We start from the raw sequence: 15,190 nt of genomic DNA on the forward strand, positions 1-15,190 counted from the left end.
ACGCGGTCCAGGTAGGCCACGACGTAGCAAAGCAGGAGGAACGGCACCAGGCGCAAGGTCACCTTGCGGTAGGTGGCGTCCTCGAAGGCGGGGTCGGCGGCACTGGTGTGTACTGCGGTCGTTGTCATGCTGTCTCCTCTTGGTTCTGTAGATCTACATGGATCTATTTTCTGGTTGCACGATACCGCTGGGGAGGCGCCGCTTGCCGCATGCGGCGCCGAAAAAAACGTCCGAGAGTCTCCGGGCGAACGCCTTAGTGCGAGAACGGGCCGCGGCCGCGCAGCGCGTTGGCGACCATCATCAGCGCGAGCAGGAATGGCAGCGCCACGTAGAGGCACCAGTGCACGCGGTCGCCCACGGTGTCGCCCCATTTGCGCTTGAAGACTTGCAGGCGCGGCATGGCGGAAGGGTTGGTGGCACGCTTGTTTCTGACGTGCCACGCCATCCAGAAGAAGAAGATGGCGAAGGCGACCGACAGGAAGTTGATATTACCCATGTTGAATTGCGATGGTTTTCAGTGTGGTGAATCCGTACAGGGCTTCGAAGCCCTTCTCGCGGCCGTAGCCGGACTGCCCGCTGCCGCCAAACGGTAGCTCTACCCCGCCGCCGGCACCGTAGTTGTTGATGAAGACCTGGCCCGCGCGCAGCTTGTGCGCCAGGCGCAGCTGGCGCGCGCCATCGCGGGTCCAGATGCCGGCGACCAGGCCGTAGGGCGTGCCGTTGGCGAGTGCGATGGCTTCGGCCTCGGTGTCGAACGGCGTGGCGGCCAGCAGAGGGCCAAATACTTCTTCCTGCGCCAGCCGGTGCGTGGGCGGCACGTCGCGGAACAGCATCGGCACCTGGTAATAGCCGGACTCCGGTGCTTGCGCCACGATCTGGCCTTGCGCCATGGCGGCAATGCCGGCGTGCTGCGCGTCGGAGACGAAGTCCCAGACGCGCTGCTGCTGCTTGCGGTTGATCAGCGGGCCGCATTCCAGGTCCAGCTCCGATGGCCCGACGCGCAGGGACTCGAACACCGTGGCCAGGCGGTCGAGCACGGCGTCGTAGAGCGGGCGCTCCACCAGCACGCGGCTGCCGGCCGAGCAGGTCTGGCCCGCGTTCTGCACGATGCCGTTGACGATGACGGGCACCAGCGCGTCGATGTCCGCATCGGCAAAGACGATCTGGGGCGACTTGCCGCCGAGCTCCAGCGTGACGGGCACGTGGTTCTCTGCCGCCATCTGCGCGATCAGCTTGCCGGTCTGCGGCGAGCCGGTGAAGGAGATGTGGTTGATGCCGGCGTGGCGCGCCAGCGCGGCGCCGGCTTCATGGCCGTAGCCGGTGACGATGTTCAGCGCGCCCTCGGGCAGGCCGGCCTCGGCCGCCAGCTCCGCCACGCGCAGCAGCGACAGGCAGGCGTCTTCGGCGGGCTTGACCACGCAGGCATTGCCCGTGGCCAGCGCCGCGCCCACGCTGCGCCCGAAGATCTGCAGCGGGTAGTTCCACGGGATGATGTGGCCGGTCACGCCATGGGGCTCGCGCACGGTCAGCACGGTAAAGCCCGGCTGGTAGGGAATGGTCTGGCCGTGCAGCTTGTCGACCGCGCCGGCGTAGAACTCGAAGTAGCGGGCCACGGCGCGCGCGTCGGCGGCGGCCTGGCGCAGGGGCTTGCCGGTATCGCGCGCCTCCAGCGCGGCCAGCTCGGCCTCGTGCTCGATCAGCGTCAGCGCCACACGGTTGAGCAGGCGGGAGCGCTCGGCAGGCGCCATCGCGCCCCAGGCGCCTTCGGCGGCCTGGCGCGCGGCGCGCACGGCCACGTTGATGTCGACCGCGTTGCCGCGGGCGATTTCGGCGAAAGGCTCGCCGCTGGATGGGTCGAATACCTTGATGCGCAAGCCGGAGTCCGGCGCGATCAGGCGGTTGGCAACGAAGTGCTGGGCGTGCATTGGATGGCTCCGGCTGGATGCGACCGCCAGGTTGTGGCTGGCAGTGCGCCTGTCGATGCGACTTTCGGACAATCCGCCATTATCACTCACGGCGCGAGACGCGCAAGGCACGCGCGCGTCAGGCCTGGGTCAGCTTCGAAACGCTATAATGCCCGCCATCCTCAAACACAGGCATCTGGAGAGCAAGCATGAGCTTCAACCTCGTTTCCCCCGGCAAGGACATCCCGAACGATTTCAACGTCATCATCGAAATCTCCGCCCAGAGCGATCCGGTGAAGTACGAAGCCGACAAGGAAACCGGCCTGCTCTTCGTCGACCGTTTCATCGGCACCGGCATGCGCTACCCGGCCAACTACGGCTTCATTCCCCAGACCCTGTCGGGCGACGGCGATCCCGTCGACGTGCTGGTGCTCTCGCCGTTCCCGATCCTGGCCGGCGCCGTCGTGCGTTGCCGCGCGCTGGGCATGCTCAAGATGACCGACGAGTCGGGCGTGGATGCCAAGCTGATCGCCGTGCCGCTGGACAAGTTGTCGCCGGCTACCGCCTTCATGAAGGGCCTGTCGGACGTGCCGCAGAACCTGCTGGACCAGATCAAGCACTTCTTTGAGAACTACAAGGCACTCGAAGCAGGCAAGTGGGTCAAGGTGGAAGGCTGGGCCGGCATTGAAGAAGCCCACAAGGAAATCACCGACGGCGTGGCGAACTACACCAAGTAAGCGCCGGCATCCACGGCCGGTCATGCCTGATTCCGGCGCGTGGCTGAACCGATGCTGAATCAACCCCGCTGCGGCGGGGTTTTTTGTTGCGCCGAGCTTGATGGAAACCAAAGACGCCATAAAGCCGGCGGGTTAAGCTTCAATCACAGAACAACTCGGCAGGCCAACTGCCCGTTCCCCATGTCCGCAACCTTTTCGACGCCGTCCACCATGGCACGGTATTCCGCCCCGGCGGTGTTCTTCCACTGGGCGGTGTTCCTGCTGATAGCCACCGCGTATGGCGCGATCGAGCTCAAGGGGTTTCTGCCCAAGGGCAGCGCCTCCCGGGCATTGTCGATGTCGGTGCACACCTGGGCTGGCGCGCTAGTGCTCGTGCTGGCGGTGCCGCGCCTGCTGTGGCGCCTGGTGGGCGGCGCGCCGGCACCCGAGCCCGGGCCGCGCTGGATGCAGCGGCTCGGCAGTGCCATGCACCTTTTGCTCTACCTGTTCATCTTCGTGCAGCCCGTGCTGGGCCTGCTGGCCCTTAACGCGGGCGGCCACCTGCTGACGGTGCCGGGGCTCGGCATCGAACTGCCCGCGCTGGTGGCGCAAAGCAAGGACCTGAAAGAGACACTTGAGGAAGTCCACGGCACGCTGGGCACCGCCTTCTACACGGTGATCGGGCTGCACGCCATCGCCGCGCTGTTCCACCACTACATGCTGGGCGATAACACGCTGCGGCGCATGTGGCGCTAAACCCGCGCCGGGCAAGCCAGCCCTAGTTGCGCGCAAACGGCGTGCGGTCGTTCAGCTCGTCCAGGTAGGCATCGATGCCCTGGCGCTCGCGCGCGAGGAAGCGCTCCACGGCGTCAGCAAAGGACGGATGCGCCAGCCAGTGGGCGGAGCGGGTCGCCACCGGCAGGAAGCCACGCGCCATCTTGTGCTCGCCCTGGGCGCCGCCCTCGAAGGTGCGGATGCCGCTGGCAATGCAGAACTCTAGCGGCTGGTAGTAGGCCGTCTCGAAATGCAGGCAGGGGTGGTGCTCGAGCGCGCCCCAGTAGCGCCCGAACAGGGTGCTGCGCGCCGGGTCGTCGTCGTAGACCACCAGCGACGCGGCGATCGGCTGGCCGGCACGCTCGGCCACCACCAGCAGCAGGTTCTCCGGCATGGCGGCGCCGATGCGCTGGAAGAAATCCAGGTTCAGGTAGGGCGTGGAATGGTGCTCGCGGTAGGTCTGCCGGTAGCAGCGGTTGAAGAAGCGCCATTGCGCATCGCCGATCTTGGGGCCGCGCAACTGCCGGAAGGTGATGCCGGCGTCGGCCACGCGGCGCCGTTCGGCGCGGATGTTCTTGCGTTTCTTTTGCGAGAGCGTGGCCAGGAATGCTTCGAAGCTCTCATAGCCCGGGTTGGTCCAGTGGAACTGCACGCCGTGGCGCATCAGCATGCCGGCGTCTTCCATCAGCGTGGCCTCGTGCGCATCGGGAAAGAGCACGTGCAGGGAGGACAGCTGGCTTTGCTCCGCCACCGCCAGCGCGCATTGCAGCAGGTAGCGGCGCGCGTCCTCGTCCTCGGCCAGCAGCCGCGCGCCCTGGACGGGCGTGAAGGGAAGCGCGGACAGCAGCTTGGGGTAGTAGGGCAGGCGGTGCTGGGCGTAGGCGTCGGCCCAGGCCCAGTCGAACACGTATTCCCCATAAGAGTGCGATTTGGCGTACAGCGGCATGGCGGCCGCCAGGCGCTCGCCGCCCTCGGCGCGCGGCGCCCACAGCGTCAGGTAGCGCGGGCTCCAGCCGGTCTCGTCGCAGGCGCTGCCGCTGGCGTGCATCGCATGCAGGAAGGCATGGCGCAGGAACGGCGTGGCCCCGGGCTGGGCCGCCACCAGGCCGTCCCATTCGGCCTCGGGCAGCTCGGACAGATCGAAAACGATCTGCGTGCGATAATTCCCCATCCGCTTGTGTTCCTGTCCGCCTTGTGCCGCAGCCGCCCCAAGGGGGGGCGCGTCAGGCTGGTCGGTGCCGGGCTTGAAAGATTCAGACTGCATTGCGCTAGATTCGCTCATCATTGGCTCTGCTCTCGGGCAGCGCCCTTGTTCCGGCATGGCTGATATGGCTGATCGCGCCGCACCCGCGGAGATACGGGCGGGGCGACGGTTGAGTCTACCGGAAATGGCGCAGTGCGGCAGGCCACATCCAGCTGCCGGCAGGCAGGCTAAAATCTCTCACTAACCAACGACTATATAAGGGGCCAATATGAAGCAGATTACCGCCATCATCAAACCGTTCAAGCTGGACGAAGTGCGCGAGGCGCTGGCTGACGTCGGCGTGACCGGCCTGACGGTAACCGAGGTGAAGGGTTTTGGCCGCCAGAAGGGGCATACCGAGCTGTATCGCGGTGCTGAGTATGTGGTCGACTTCCTGCCCAAGATCAAGATCGAGGTCGTGGTTGCCGAGAACCAGCTCGACACCGTGCTGGATGCCATCGTCAAGGCTGCGCACACCGGCAAGATCGGCGACGGCAAGATCTTCGTGACCGAGATCGAGCGCGTGATCCGCATCCGCACCGGCGAACAGGACGAAGCCGCAGTCTAAGTATCCAGGCGCCCAGGCTTTTTTAGGGTTCAAGCGCCGGCGGGCAATCCTGGCGGTCCCACGGGAGGGGGCGCCAGGATTGCCGCCGGCATTGTCGCCTGGCTCGGCGCAGCCTAGCTCGGCAATTTCCAGCCGAAGCGCACGCACAGCAGGCGCGCCGCCGTGATGGTGATGGCGCCCGCCAGCAGGGCCAGTTCCTGATCGGCCCGCAGCCAGGTCAGCCCGACATAGACGCAGCAGCCCACGAAGGCACAGGTGGCATAGGGCGAGCGGTCCGCAGGATCATCGGCACCTCATTGCACAGCACGTCGCGCACCACGCCACCGAACACCGAAGAGATGATGCCCATCATGACCGCCACGGTCGGGGTCATCTGCGCCACCAGCGCGAGCGACGTCCCGGTGACGGAAAACAGGCCCAGGCCGATCGCGTCGGCCGTGATCATGGTGCGCTCCGACGCCACCCGGCTGACCACCCGCAGCACGAACGACGCACCGAGCGACATCACGAAGATCAGGATGACATAGCCTTCGTGGTCGACCCAGTAGAAGGGGCGGCGGTCCAGCAGCACGTCACGCACCGTGCCGCCGCCGAAGGCGGTGGCGAACGCCACCACGAAAGTGCCCACGGCATCGAAGCGCTGCTTGCGCGCATCGACCACGCCGGAGACGGCAAAGGCGAGCACGCCGACCACTTCCATGACATGCAGGATCAGGGGCAACCGCCCCATCAGGAGATCGAGCGGCAGGTGCATCGTGCGCGCGTTCTCAGGCGTGCGGCTGGCGCAGCAGCACCATTAGCGCGCCGGCACCGCCCTCGGCGCCACGCGCCTGCACGAAGGCCAGTACTTCCTCCTTCTGCACCAGCCAGCTGCGTACCTTGCCCTTGAGCACGGGTGTCTTGTCCGGCGAGCCATGGCCCTTGCCGTGGATCACGCGCACGCAGCGCACGCCGCGCTTGACCGAGCGCCGCACGAACTCGGCCAGCGCCTCGCGCGCTTCGTCGCTGCGCAGGCCATGCAGGTCGATCTTGTCCTGGGGCACCCATTCGCCGCGCCGCAGTTTCTTGACCACGTCCATGCCGATGCCGGGGCGGCGGAACGACAGGGTTTCATCGGTATCAAGCAGGCTTTCGACATCGAATTCGTCGGAAAGCGACGCGGCCAGCACGGCCTTGTCGTCCAGCTGGGTTTGTACCGGCACGGGCGCCGGGTGGCGGGGGGTGGGGGTGATGCGGTTGCGCTCGCGCAGGGTATTGACGTTGCCTACGCTGCTGCGGAATACGTCGGCCTCTTCGCGGGCGCGCTGCGCCGCGGCGTCTGCCTCGCGGCGCTCGGCTTCGCGCCGCTCGGTGTCGGCCTTGAGGGAGTCGCGCAGGCCGGACAGATCGGTCAGGCCGAAACGCTTGGGCGGGCTGGCGGGTTTGGCAGGTTTCTTGGCGCCGTGCGTCATGGCGTGTCTCCGGGGTGCTCGGCGTGATTATAGGGGGGCAGGCCAGGGCGCGGGTCGCGCGGCGATGCCGGCACCGCCCGTGTGAAAAAAACAAAGGCCGGGCAAGCCCGGCCTAAGCGTTCCATCGTTTTCTCTTTACTGCAGGGCTTCCACGTAACGCTGCGCATCCAGGGCCGCCATGCAACCCGTGCCGGCGCTGGTGATGGCCTGGCGGTAGATGTGGTCCTGCACGTCGCCGGCGGCGAACACGCCCGGGATGCTGGTTGCGGTGGCATCGCCGGCCAGGCCGGTCTTGGTCACGATATAGCCGTTGCGCATGTCGAGCTGGCCCTCGAACAGGTCGGTATTTGGCTTGTGGCCGATGGCGACGAACACGCCCGCCAGCTTGAGCTCCTCCGTCTTGTCGCCCTGGGCGCCGCGCACCTTGATGCCGGTCACGCCCGAATCGTCGCCCACCACCTCGTCCAGCACGGTGTTGTAGCGGATCGCGATACGGCCTTCCTTCTCGCGCTGGAGCAGGCGGTCGACCAGGATCGGCTCGGCGCGGAACTTGTCGCGGCGGTGGATCAGGGTGACCTTGCTGGCGATATGCGACAGGTACAGCGCTTCTTCCACCGCGGTATTGCCGCCGCCGATCACGGCCACTTCCTGGTTCTTGTAGAAGAAACCGTCGCAGGTGGCGCAGGCCGACACGCCGCGGCCCATGAACAGCTCTTCCGACGGCAGGCCGAGGTACTGGGCCGAGGCGCCGGTGGCGATGATCAGCGAGTCGCAGGTGTATTCACCGGCATCGCCGACCAGGCGGATCGGGCGTTCGGTCAGCTTGGCGGTATGGATGTGATCGAAGATGATTTCGGTGTTGAAGCGCTCGGCATGCTCCAGGAAGCGCTGCATCAGTTCCGGGCCTTGCACGCCGTTGGCATCAGCCGGCCAGTTTTCCACGTCGGTGGTGGTCATCAGCTGGCCACCCTGGGCCAGACCGGTGATCAGTACCGGCTGCAGGTTGGCGCGGGCCGCGTAGACGGCAGCGGTATAGCCGGCGGGGCCGGAACCGAGAATCAGCACTTTTGCGTGTTTGGCCATGATGCTTTCCTATGGCTGGTGCGCCTTGATGCGCACCAGCATGAATCGAAACCAGCATTATAAGTGGACCTGCGTTTGCTCACTGTTGCAAATTCCAATGAGAGCGATAGCCCCGCCCAAGGTTAAAATGGCCGGCAAACCAATCTTCACACGGCAACCCAGACCCAAGGCATGGCCCGAGCTACTACCACAACACGTACCGATCCCTCCGCGCTGCCCTCGCGCATCGGCAAGCTGCTGGGCGAAGTGCGCTGGTTCCTGTTGCTGGCTGTCACACTGGCCTTCGTCTGCATCCTGGCCAGCTACAGCAAGGCGGACCCCGGCTGGTCGCACGCCAACCAGGTGGCAGACATCCACAACCTAGGCGGCCGCGTGGGCGCCTGGATGGCCGATGTGCTGTTCTTTATCTTTGGCTTCTCCGCCTACTGGTGGGCGGTATTGCTGGTGCGCCGCTGCTGGCGCGGCTGGCGCGGGCTGACCGCCGAGCTGCCCGAGCGCACCGGCGAGGCCCGGCAGGGGCTGGTGGTGAGCTGGATCGGCTTTGGCCTGTCGCTGACCGCCAGCATGGGCCTGGAAGCCATCCGCATGTATCCGCTGCGCTCCGCGCTGCCGCGCGCCCCGGGTGGCGTGCTGGGCGACCTGCTGGGCGGCTGGATGCAGATGGCGCTGGGCTTTACCGGCGCCACGCTCTTGCTGCTGCTGACGCTGGCCATCGGTTTGTCGCTGTTCTTCCATTTCTCGTGGCTGTCGGTGGCCGAGCACGTGGGCGGCTTCGTCGAAACGCTCTTCCTCGGCTTCAAGGCGCGCAGGGAGAGCAAGCAAGACCGCATCATCGGTGAGGCGGCCAAGGTCGTGCGCACCGAAACCGTGGAAGTGCAGCGGGTCAAGATTGAGGAGGCCGCGCCCGTGCAGATCGTGCGGCCCCAGGCGGTGCCCAAGCACGAGCGCGTGGAACGCGAGAAGCAGCAGCCGCTGTTCGCCGATATCCAGGACTCCGACCTGCCGCCGCTGGCGCTGCTCGACCCCATTCCCACGCACCAGGAAACCGTCAGTGCCGAAACGCTGGAATTCACCTCGCGCCTGATCGAGAAGAAGCTCAAGGACTTCGGCGTCGAGGTCAAGGTGGTGGCGGCCTATCCGGGTCCGGTCATCACCCGCTACGAGATCGAGCCGGCCACCGGCGTCAAGGGCAGCCAGGTGGTCAACCTGGCGCGCGACCTGGCGCGCTCGCTGTCGCTGGTGTCCATCCGGGTGGTGGAAACCATCCCCGGCAAGATCTACATGGGGCTGGAGCTGCCCAACCCCAAGCGCCAGACGGTACGGCTGTCCGAGATCCTGGGCTCGCAGGTCTACAACGAGAGCGCGTCCAACCTGACCATGGCGCTGGGCAAGGACATCGCCGGCAAGCCGATGGTGGCGGATCTCGCCAAGATGCCGCACTGCATGGTGGCCGGCACCACCGGCTCGGGCAAGTCGGTGGGCATCAACGCCATGATCCTGTCGCTGCTCTACAAGGCCAAGGCCGAGCAGGTGCGGCTGATCCTGATCGACCCGAAGATGCTGGAGATGAGCGTCTACGAAGGCATCCCGCACCTGCTGTGCCCGGTGGTGACCGACATGCGCCAGGCCGGCAACGCCCTGAACTGGGCGGTCGGCGAGATGGAGCGGCGCTACAAGCTGATGAGCAAGCTCGGCGTGCGCAACCTGGCCGGCTACAACAAGAAGATCGACGAAGCCGCCGCGCGCGAGGAAAAGCTGCCCAACCCGTTCAGCCTGACCCCGGACGCGCCCGAGCCGCTGGAAAAGCTGCCGATGATCGTGATCGTCATCGACGAGCTGGCCGACCTGATGATGGTGGTGGGCAAGAAGGTCGAAGAGCTGATCGCGCGCATCGCGCAGAAGGCCCGCGCCGCGGGCATCCACCTGGTGCTGGCCACGCAGCGTCCTTCGGTCGACGTGATTACCGGCCTGATCAAGGCTAACGTGCCGACCCGTATCGCTTTCCAGGTCAGCAGCAAGATCGATTCGCGCACCATCCTCGACCAGCAGGGCGCGGAAGCGCTGCTCGGCATGGGCGACATGCTCTACCTGGCGCCGGGCACCGGCGTGCCGATCCGCGTCCACGGCGCTTTTGTCTCCGACGATGAAGTGCACCGCGTGGTCGAAAAGCTCAAGGAAGGCGGCGAGACCAACTACATCGAGGGCATCCTCGAAGGCGGCGTGGCCGAGGGCGACCTGGGCAGCGATGGCATGGGCGGCGGCGCCGGCATTGGCGGTGGCGGCGAGGCCGATCCGCTCTACGACCAGGCCGTCGACGTGGTGCTGAAGAACCGCCGCGCCTCGATCTCCCTGGTGCAGCGCCACCTGCGCATCGGCTATAACCGTGCCGCGCGGTTGCTGGAGGACATGGAGAAGGCTGGCCTGGTTTCGGCCATGTCGGGCAACGGCAATCGCGACATCCTGGCCCCGGCAGGCACCGCCCGCGAGGAAGAATAAGCTGCCGCGCGTAACATGCTGTTACGTGCGAAGCACATCGTTGCGGAATCCGGCGCCCGCCCGCCGCTCTAACCGGACAGGCAGTGCAGCCGCCCCCGGCGGTGGGCACCCTCCAACCCAGCAAGGACAACACCATGCGAATCCGCATTCTCGTGTCGGCTTGTGCCGCGGTGGCCATGCTGTCGCTGACAGCGACGGCGGCCATGGCAGCCGGCACCGACCAGCTCCAGGCCTTCGTGGCGGGCGTGAAGAGCGCCAAGGGCGAATTCACCCAGCGCCAGGTCAAAGGGCAGGGCGACAGCCTCAAGGTGGCAGGCACCTCCAGCGGCACGTTCGCTTTCTCGCGGCCGGGCAAGTTCACCTGGCGCTACATCAAGCCTTATGACCAGCTGCTGCAGGCCGATGGCCAGACGCTCTACATCTACGACAGCTCAAGCAGTGAGGCGCCCCATGATCCCAGCATTCCTGACCCTGCCCGCCTGGCGCCGTGGTGCCGCCGGCCTTGCCGCTGCCGCGCTGCTTGCCGCCTGCGCGAGCCAGACCGGCGCCAGCAAGCACTTCGACGTGGATGCCTTCCTGCGCGCCTCCGATACGGCGCTGCCGGAAGTGCTGGCCAATCCGGATTTCCTCGCCGCCACGCAGGCCAGCGCCAACGATTGCGCCGTGCTGCTGCAGTCGGTCAGCAGCGGCGTGCTGGAAGGGCTGCCGCCTACCGGCAGCGAACGCGGCCCCGCCTGGCTGCTGCATCCGGCTGGCGCCCCCGCCCAAGTGTGGCTGGTGGTCAGCAAGAACGGCGGCGAGCGGACCTGTCATGGGCCACTGCCGGCCGATGCCATGAAGGCCTTGGTGGCGCGAGCCAGCACCTGAATGTAGCGCATAGTTAACTTGGTGGTGCGGTCGAAGAACCCGGCGGGCTCTTGTTTTCCTTTTTGTGTCTAAATCGGCACTTTTTTCATTTTCGGGCCCGCGGCGAGGAAGATAACAACGTTGTAACTTGACCCCCGAAACAAGAATGATTATTGTTCCTGCTTGTCTTGTTCGTGATGCATCCATGGCATCGTCAGGACGGCATACATTAATCATCGAAGGGGAGAGTCATGACCGTATTCCGCCGCTTGCTGCCGCGCACTTCAGCGCTCGCCGCGCTCGCTGTTCTGGCACTGCCGCTCGGCGCGTCCGCCCAGGAAAAGGTGCTGAACCTTTACACCGCCCGCCACTACCAGACCGACGAAGCGCTCTACGCCAACTTCACCAAGCAGACCGGCATCAAGATCAACCGCATCGAGGGCCAGGAAGACCCGTTGCTGGAGCGCATCAGGAGCGAGGGCGCCAATAGCCCGGCCGATGTGTTCATCACCGTCGACATTGGGCGGCTGTGGCGAGCCCAGCAGGCGGGCGTGTTCGCACCGCTCAAGTCGAGCGTGCTGGAGTCGCGCATTCCCGCCAACTACCGCGACCCGAATGGCGACTGGTTTGGCTTCTCGGCGCGGGCTCGCGTGATTGCCTACAACAAGGCCGCGGTCAAGCCCGGCGACATCAAGACCTACGAAGACCTGGCCGATCCCAAATGGAAGGGCAAGCTGTGCATCCGCTCCAGCGGGCACGTGTACAACCTGTCCTTGATGTCCAGCCTGATCGCCCATGACGGCGAGGCCAAGACGGAGCAATGGACGCGCGGCGTGGTGGCCAACCTGGCGCGCGCGCCCAAGGGCGGCGACACCGACCAGCTCAAGGCCGTGGCGGCAGGCGAGTGCGATATCGCGGTGGCCAACACCTACTACATCGCCCGCATCCTCAAGTCGTCCAAGCCCGAGGACAAGGCCGTGGCGGAGAAGCTCGGCGTGCTGTGGCCCAACCAGGCCAGCCAGGGCGTGCACATGAACATCTCCGGCGGCGGCATGCTCAAGCATGCGCCCAACAAGGAGTCCGCGCGCGCGTTCCTGGAGTACCTGGCCAGCGACGACGCGCAGCGCTATTTTGCCGATGGCAACAACGAGTGGCCGGTGGTGGAAAGCGTGAAGATCAGCAATCCGGCGCTGGAAGCGCTGGGCAGCTTCAAGGCGGACAAGATCAATGTCGCCGAACTGGGCAAGCACCAGCCGCAGGCGCAGAAGCTGGCGGACAAGGCTGGCTACAAGTAAAGCGAGTAAGACGAGTAAAGACGAGCAAGATGCCGGCGCAGTCTGGCTGGCTGGAGGGGAATGGCGGCGCGAGCCGCCATTTTTCTTTGCTACGGCTTGGGCGCAGGCCTGGCCTTGGCACCGGGCCGCGCGGCGGCCTTGCTTTCGCCACCCTCGCCACCCTCGCCACCATCACCACTTTCCAGGCGCCGGAAGCGCAGCTTCGCGCCGCGTTCCCTGTGCTTCTCGAAGGTCAGCTTCAACTGCTCGCGGCGCTGCTTGTGCGAGTGGCCCAACGTGCCGGCCGCATACGGCAGCTTGGCCACCACCTTGCTTGCGGTCTGGCGCGCAAGCAGCACGTCCAGCGCCTGCCGCGCGCGCACCTGCGCATGCAGCAGCGCATCCGAGGGGTTGGCCTTGGCGCGGATCAAGTCGTAAGGCAGCAGGACCGGGCCCGCAAGCTGGCGCAGCGCCGCGCGGATGTGCGGGCTGTCCAGCCCGGCCTCCTGGAGGATCCAGGCAGCATCATGGCGCAGCCATGGCTCGGGGTCGCGGAGCTTGCGCAGCAGGGCAAGCGAGATATCGGCCTGCTGGTAGCCGCGCGCGCGCCTTACCGCATTGAGCGCAATGCGCCTGACATGGAAGTTCTCGTGATCGAACAGGTCCGCCACCAGGCGCTCGACCATGCCTGGCTTTTCCAGTTGCTCCGCCAGTTGCCCGGCCAGGGCGATTTCCTCGACGGCGTTGATCCGGTCTTGATGGGTCAGCCGGTTCAGCTTGAACACGAGCATGCGGTAACGAAGCTGCATAACATTCTCTGAAGTCGCTGCGAACAAGCGCCGGGCAAGGATTGCGGCCGGCACAGTCACGATCGGTGCGAAGCACGCCAGCGGCGGGGGCAGGCCGCCTGGCACGCGCGAGAACGGGGCGGCGAGCGCCGGGGAACAGCTTCGTACTAGTGGAATATCGGCGATACGTTGAAGAACTTTAGGCAAGCTCGCGGCCTGTTGCCGCGGGCGATCCGCGTGCGCTATTCCCGTGCATCCCGCCGTATCGAGCGCGACAGCAGGATCACCGGCAGCAGGCCTACCGCCACGATCACCAGCGATGCCGTGGCGGCTTCGGCCAGGCGCTCGTCCGAGGCCAGGTTGTAGGCCTGTACGGCCAGCGTGTCGAAGTTGAACGGCCGCATCACAAAGGTGGCCGGCAGCTCTTTCATGACGTCGACGAAGACGATCAGCGCCGCGGTCAGCAGGCTGCCGCGCAGCATTGGCAGGTGCACGCGCCGCAAGGTGGCGCCGGGGCCGTGGCCCAGGCTGCGCGCCGCCGCATCCATGCCCGGCGTGATCTTGACCAGGCCGGCGTTGACGGTTTGCAGCGCCACGCCCAGAAAGCGCACCAGGTAGGCATAGACCAGCGCGGCAATGCCGCCGGTCAGCAGGAGGCCGGCCGACCATCCCAGGTGCTGTTGCAGCCACGTTGACATGGCATTGTCCAGCCGCGCCACCGGCACCAGCACGCCAACCGCCACCACCGAGCCGGGCAGGGCGTAGCCCATGCCGCACACCCGCGTCAGCGCGCGCAGCAGCCAGCCTGCGCCCGCGGCCATGCCGCGGCCCGCATAACCGATCACCAGTGCGGCCAGCACTGCGATCAGCGCGGTCACGCTGGCCAGCAGGAAGCTGTTGCGCACCAGGCCGACAAAGCGCGGGCCGAACTGCGCGTCGCCCTCGGCCAATGCCATCTTGCACAGCATCAGCGCCGGAATGGCAAAGCCCAGCAGCACTGGCACCGCGCACACCAGCAGCGCCAGCGCGGCGCGCCAGCCACGCAGCCGGTAAGCCGGCGCGCGGCGCTGGCCGCCGTGCACGCGGGCACGGCCCCGGCTGGCGCGCTCGACCAGCAGGATGCCGATCACGAACACCAGCATGCAGGCCGACAACTGCGCGGCCGCGTTCTTGTCGCCCAGCGAGAACCACGCGCGGTAGATGCCCGTGGAAAACGTCGGGATGCCGAAGTAGGCCACCGTGCCGAAATCGGCCAGCGTCTCCATCAGCGCCAGCGCCGTGCCGGCCACGATGCCGGGCCGCGCCAGCGGCAGCATCACGCGCCAGACGCTGCCCCACGTGCCGTAGCCAAGCAGCCGTGCCGCTTCCAGCGTGTTCAGCGTTTGCTGCAGGAAGGCCGCGCGCGCGGTCAGGTAGACGTAGGGATAGAGCACCAGCGTGAACAGCACCACGGCGCCGCCCAGCGAGCGGATATCCGGGAACCAGTATTCGCGCGCGCGCCAGCCGGTCGCCTCGCGCAGCCAGCTTTGCACCGGGCCGGCGAACTGCAGCGCATCGGTATAGGCGTAGGCGATGACATAGGCCGGCATGGCCAGCGGCAGCACCAGTGCCCATTCCAGCCAGGCCCGCCCGGTGAACCGGTAGGTGCTGACCAGCCACGCGCTGGGCACGCCCACCAGCAGCACGCCGGCGCCGACGCCGATCAGCAGCCACAGCGTATTGCCGACGTACTCGGCCAGGACCGTGTCGGCCAGATGCCGCCAGGTGTCGCCGCTGGGCACGAGCAGGCTGCCGGCCACCTGCGCGATCGGCAGGGCGATCAGCAGCGCGGCCAGGGCGGCGAGCAAGGCTAGCGGGTGCAGGCGGCGGGTACGGCTGGGGCGAAGCAGGCTCATGCGGTAACGGCTTGGGTGACGGCGTTGGTGCGGGGCAGGGCGAGGCCCGGTGGCGGGACTCGATCGGCATGCCATGGCAGGCAAGCCTCGCATTCTAGCAATGCGGCTACGCCGGGCGGCATATCCGCAGGTGACAGACATCCAGGGCCCGC

At 66.6% G+C, this 15,190-nt stretch carries 13 protein-coding genes and 2 pseudogenes; 7 read left to right on the forward strand and 8 right to left on the reverse strand.

Features of this window, described 5'->3' with window-relative positions; genetic code table 11:
• Positions 1 to 253: 253 nt before the first annotated feature.
• Together OR16_RS31810 and OR16_RS31815 are read right to left on the reverse strand one after the other, a co-directional pair.
• Positions 254 to 496, reverse strand: a complete 243-nt coding sequence (locus OR16_RS31810) for a hypothetical protein (protein ID WP_006162792.1) — start codon at positions 494 to 496, stop codon at positions 254 to 256.
• Positions 489 to 1,925, reverse strand: coding sequence for an aldehyde dehydrogenase family protein (locus OR16_RS31815; RefSeq protein WP_006162793.1), 1,437 nt, complete (start codon positions 1,923 to 1,925; stop codon positions 489 to 491). Before OR16_RS31815 ends, OR16_RS31810 begins: the two co-directional genes overlap by 8 nt.
• A gap of 188 nt (positions 1,926 to 2,113) precedes the next feature.
• On the opposite strand from OR16_RS31815, the gene ppa reads away from it, so the two are divergent.
• Both ppa and OR16_RS31825 read left to right on the forward strand, forming a co-directional pair.
• On the forward strand, positions 2,114 to 2,641 hold the full coding sequence (gene ppa / locus OR16_RS31820; RefSeq protein ID WP_006162794.1) for an inorganic diphosphatase: 528 nt from the start codon (positions 2,114 to 2,116) through the stop codon (positions 2,639 to 2,641).
• Positions 2,642 to 2,821: 180 nt separating this feature from the next.
• Positions 2,822 to 3,376 carry a cytochrome b gene (locus OR16_RS31825; protein WP_006162795.1) on the forward strand — a complete coding sequence of 185 codons (555 nt, stop codon included), beginning with the start codon at positions 2,822 to 2,824 and terminating at the stop codon, positions 3,374 to 3,376.
• 22 nt (positions 3,377 to 3,398) lie between these two features.
• Here OR16_RS31825 and OR16_RS31830 read toward each other — a convergent pair whose 3' ends face one another.
• Positions 3,399 to 4,565 carry a GNAT family N-acetyltransferase gene (locus OR16_RS31830; protein ID WP_006162796.1) on the reverse strand — a complete coding sequence of 389 codons (1,167 nt, stop codon included), beginning with the start codon at positions 4,563 to 4,565 and terminating at the stop codon, positions 3,399 to 3,401.
• Positions 4,566 to 4,866: 301 nt separating this feature from the next.
• Here OR16_RS31830 and glnK point away from each other — a divergent pair, with 301 nt between their 5' ends.
• Entirely contained in the window at positions 4,867 to 5,205 is a 339-nt protein-coding gene (gene glnK / locus OR16_RS31835) for a P-II family nitrogen regulator (protein ID WP_006162803.1), read from the forward strand.
• A gap of 113 nt (positions 5,206 to 5,318) precedes the next feature.
• On the opposite strand, the pseudogene OR16_RS31840 reads toward glnK, so the two are convergent.
• The 3 genes and pseudogenes from OR16_RS31840 to trxB form a co-directional block, all read right to left on the reverse strand.
• Positions 5,319 to 5,959, reverse strand: a pseudogene (locus tag OR16_RS31840) (trimeric intracellular cation channel family protein).
• 13 nt (positions 5,960 to 5,972) lie between these two features.
• Positions 5,973 to 6,656, reverse strand: a complete 684-nt coding sequence (locus OR16_RS31845) for a Smr/MutS family protein (RefSeq protein WP_006162804.1) — start codon at positions 6,654 to 6,656, stop codon at positions 5,973 to 5,975.
• A gap of 135 nt (positions 6,657 to 6,791) precedes the next feature.
• Positions 6,792 to 7,739: a thioredoxin-disulfide reductase gene (trxB, locus tag OR16_RS31850; protein ID WP_006162806.1), complete on the reverse strand. Its 948-nt coding sequence runs from the start codon at positions 7,737 to 7,739 to the stop codon at positions 6,792 to 6,794.
• 171 nt (positions 7,740 to 7,910) lie between these two features.
• On the opposite strand from trxB, the gene OR16_RS31855 reads away from it, so the two are divergent.
• The 4 genes and pseudogenes from OR16_RS31855 (at position 7,911) to OR16_RS31865 (ending at position 12,376) form a co-directional block, all read left to right on the forward strand.
• Positions 7,911 to 10,235, forward strand: coding sequence for a DNA translocase FtsK (locus tag OR16_RS31855; protein ID WP_006162808.1), 2,325 nt, complete (start codon positions 7,911 to 7,913; stop codon positions 10,233 to 10,235).
• A 134-nt stretch (positions 10,236 to 10,369) separates the two neighbouring features.
• Positions 10,370 to 10,678: pseudogene (locus OR16_RS42045) on the forward strand (outer-membrane lipoprotein carrier protein LolA); the annotation flags it as partial.
• A gap of 7 nt (positions 10,679 to 10,685) precedes the next feature.
• The gene (locus OR16_RS31860; RefSeq protein WP_043421965.1) at positions 10,686 to 11,102 is read left to right on the forward strand and encodes a hypothetical protein; all 417 of its coding nucleotides are present in this window, start codon (positions 10,686 to 10,688) and stop codon (positions 11,100 to 11,102) included.
• A gap of 230 nt (positions 11,103 to 11,332) precedes the next feature.
• On the forward strand, positions 11,333 to 12,376 hold the full coding sequence (locus OR16_RS31865) for a Fe(3+) ABC transporter substrate-binding protein (RefSeq protein WP_006162812.1): 1,044 nt from the start codon (positions 11,333 to 11,335) through the stop codon (positions 12,374 to 12,376).
• 89 nt (positions 12,377 to 12,465) lie between these two features.
• Here OR16_RS31865 and OR16_RS31870 read toward each other — a convergent pair whose 3' ends face one another.
• Together OR16_RS31870 and OR16_RS31875 are read right to left on the reverse strand one after the other, a co-directional pair.
• Entirely contained in the window at positions 12,466 to 13,164 is a 699-nt protein-coding gene (locus OR16_RS31870; protein ID WP_006162813.1) for a hypothetical protein, read from the reverse strand.
• A 221-nt stretch (positions 13,165 to 13,385) separates the two neighbouring features.
• Complete coding sequence (locus OR16_RS31875; protein ID WP_006162815.1) at positions 13,386 to 15,038, reverse strand: ABC transporter permease; 1,653 nt, start codon at positions 15,036 to 15,038, stop codon at positions 13,386 to 13,388.
• Positions 15,039 to 15,190 lie beyond the last annotated feature (152 nt).

Source organism: Cupriavidus basilensis OR16 (assembly GCF_000243095.1).
Lineage (GTDB): Bacteria > Pseudomonadota > Gammaproteobacteria > Burkholderiales > Burkholderiaceae > Cupriavidus > Cupriavidus basilensis_D.

Coding starts and splice junctions, on each gene's coding strand:
- OR16_RS31810 (WP_006162792.1), bottom strand. CDS start 496: ATGGGTAATATCAACTTCCTGTCGGTCGCCTTCGCCATCTTCTTCTTC.
- OR16_RS31815 (WP_006162793.1), bottom strand. CDS start 1,925: ATGCACGCCCAGCACTTCGTTGCCAACCGCCTGATCGCGCCGGACTCC.
- ppa (WP_006162794.1), top strand. CDS start 2,114: ATGAGCTTCAACCTCGTTTCCCCCGGCAAGGACATCCCGAACGATTTC.
- OR16_RS31825 (WP_006162795.1), top strand. CDS start 2,822: ATGTCCGCAACCTTTTCGACGCCGTCCACCATGGCACGGTATTCCGCC.
- OR16_RS31830 (WP_006162796.1), bottom strand. CDS start 4,565: ATGGGGAATTATCGCACGCAGATCGTTTTCGATCTGTCCGAGCTGCCC.
- glnK (WP_006162803.1), top strand. CDS start 4,867: ATGAAGCAGATTACCGCCATCATCAAACCGTTCAAGCTGGACGAAGTG.
- OR16_RS31845 (WP_006162804.1), bottom strand. CDS start 6,656: ATGACGCACGGCGCCAAGAAACCTGCCAAACCCGCCAGCCCGCCCAAG.
- trxB (WP_006162806.1), bottom strand. CDS start 7,739: ATGGCCAAACACGCAAAAGTGCTGATTCTCGGTTCCGGCCCCGCCGGC.
- OR16_RS31855 (WP_006162808.1), top strand. CDS start 7,911: ATGGCCCGAGCTACTACCACAACACGTACCGATCCCTCCGCGCTGCCC.
- OR16_RS31860 (WP_043421965.1), top strand. CDS start 10,686: ATGATCCCAGCATTCCTGACCCTGCCCGCCTGGCGCCGTGGTGCCGCC.
- OR16_RS31865 (WP_006162812.1), top strand. CDS start 11,333: ATGACCGTATTCCGCCGCTTGCTGCCGCGCACTTCAGCGCTCGCCGCG.
- OR16_RS31870 (WP_006162813.1), bottom strand. CDS start 13,164: ATGCAGCTTCGTTACCGCATGCTCGTGTTCAAGCTGAACCGGCTGACC.
- OR16_RS31875 (WP_006162815.1), bottom strand. CDS start 15,038: ATGAGCCTGCTTCGCCCCAGCCGTACCCGCCGCCTGCACCCGCTAGCC.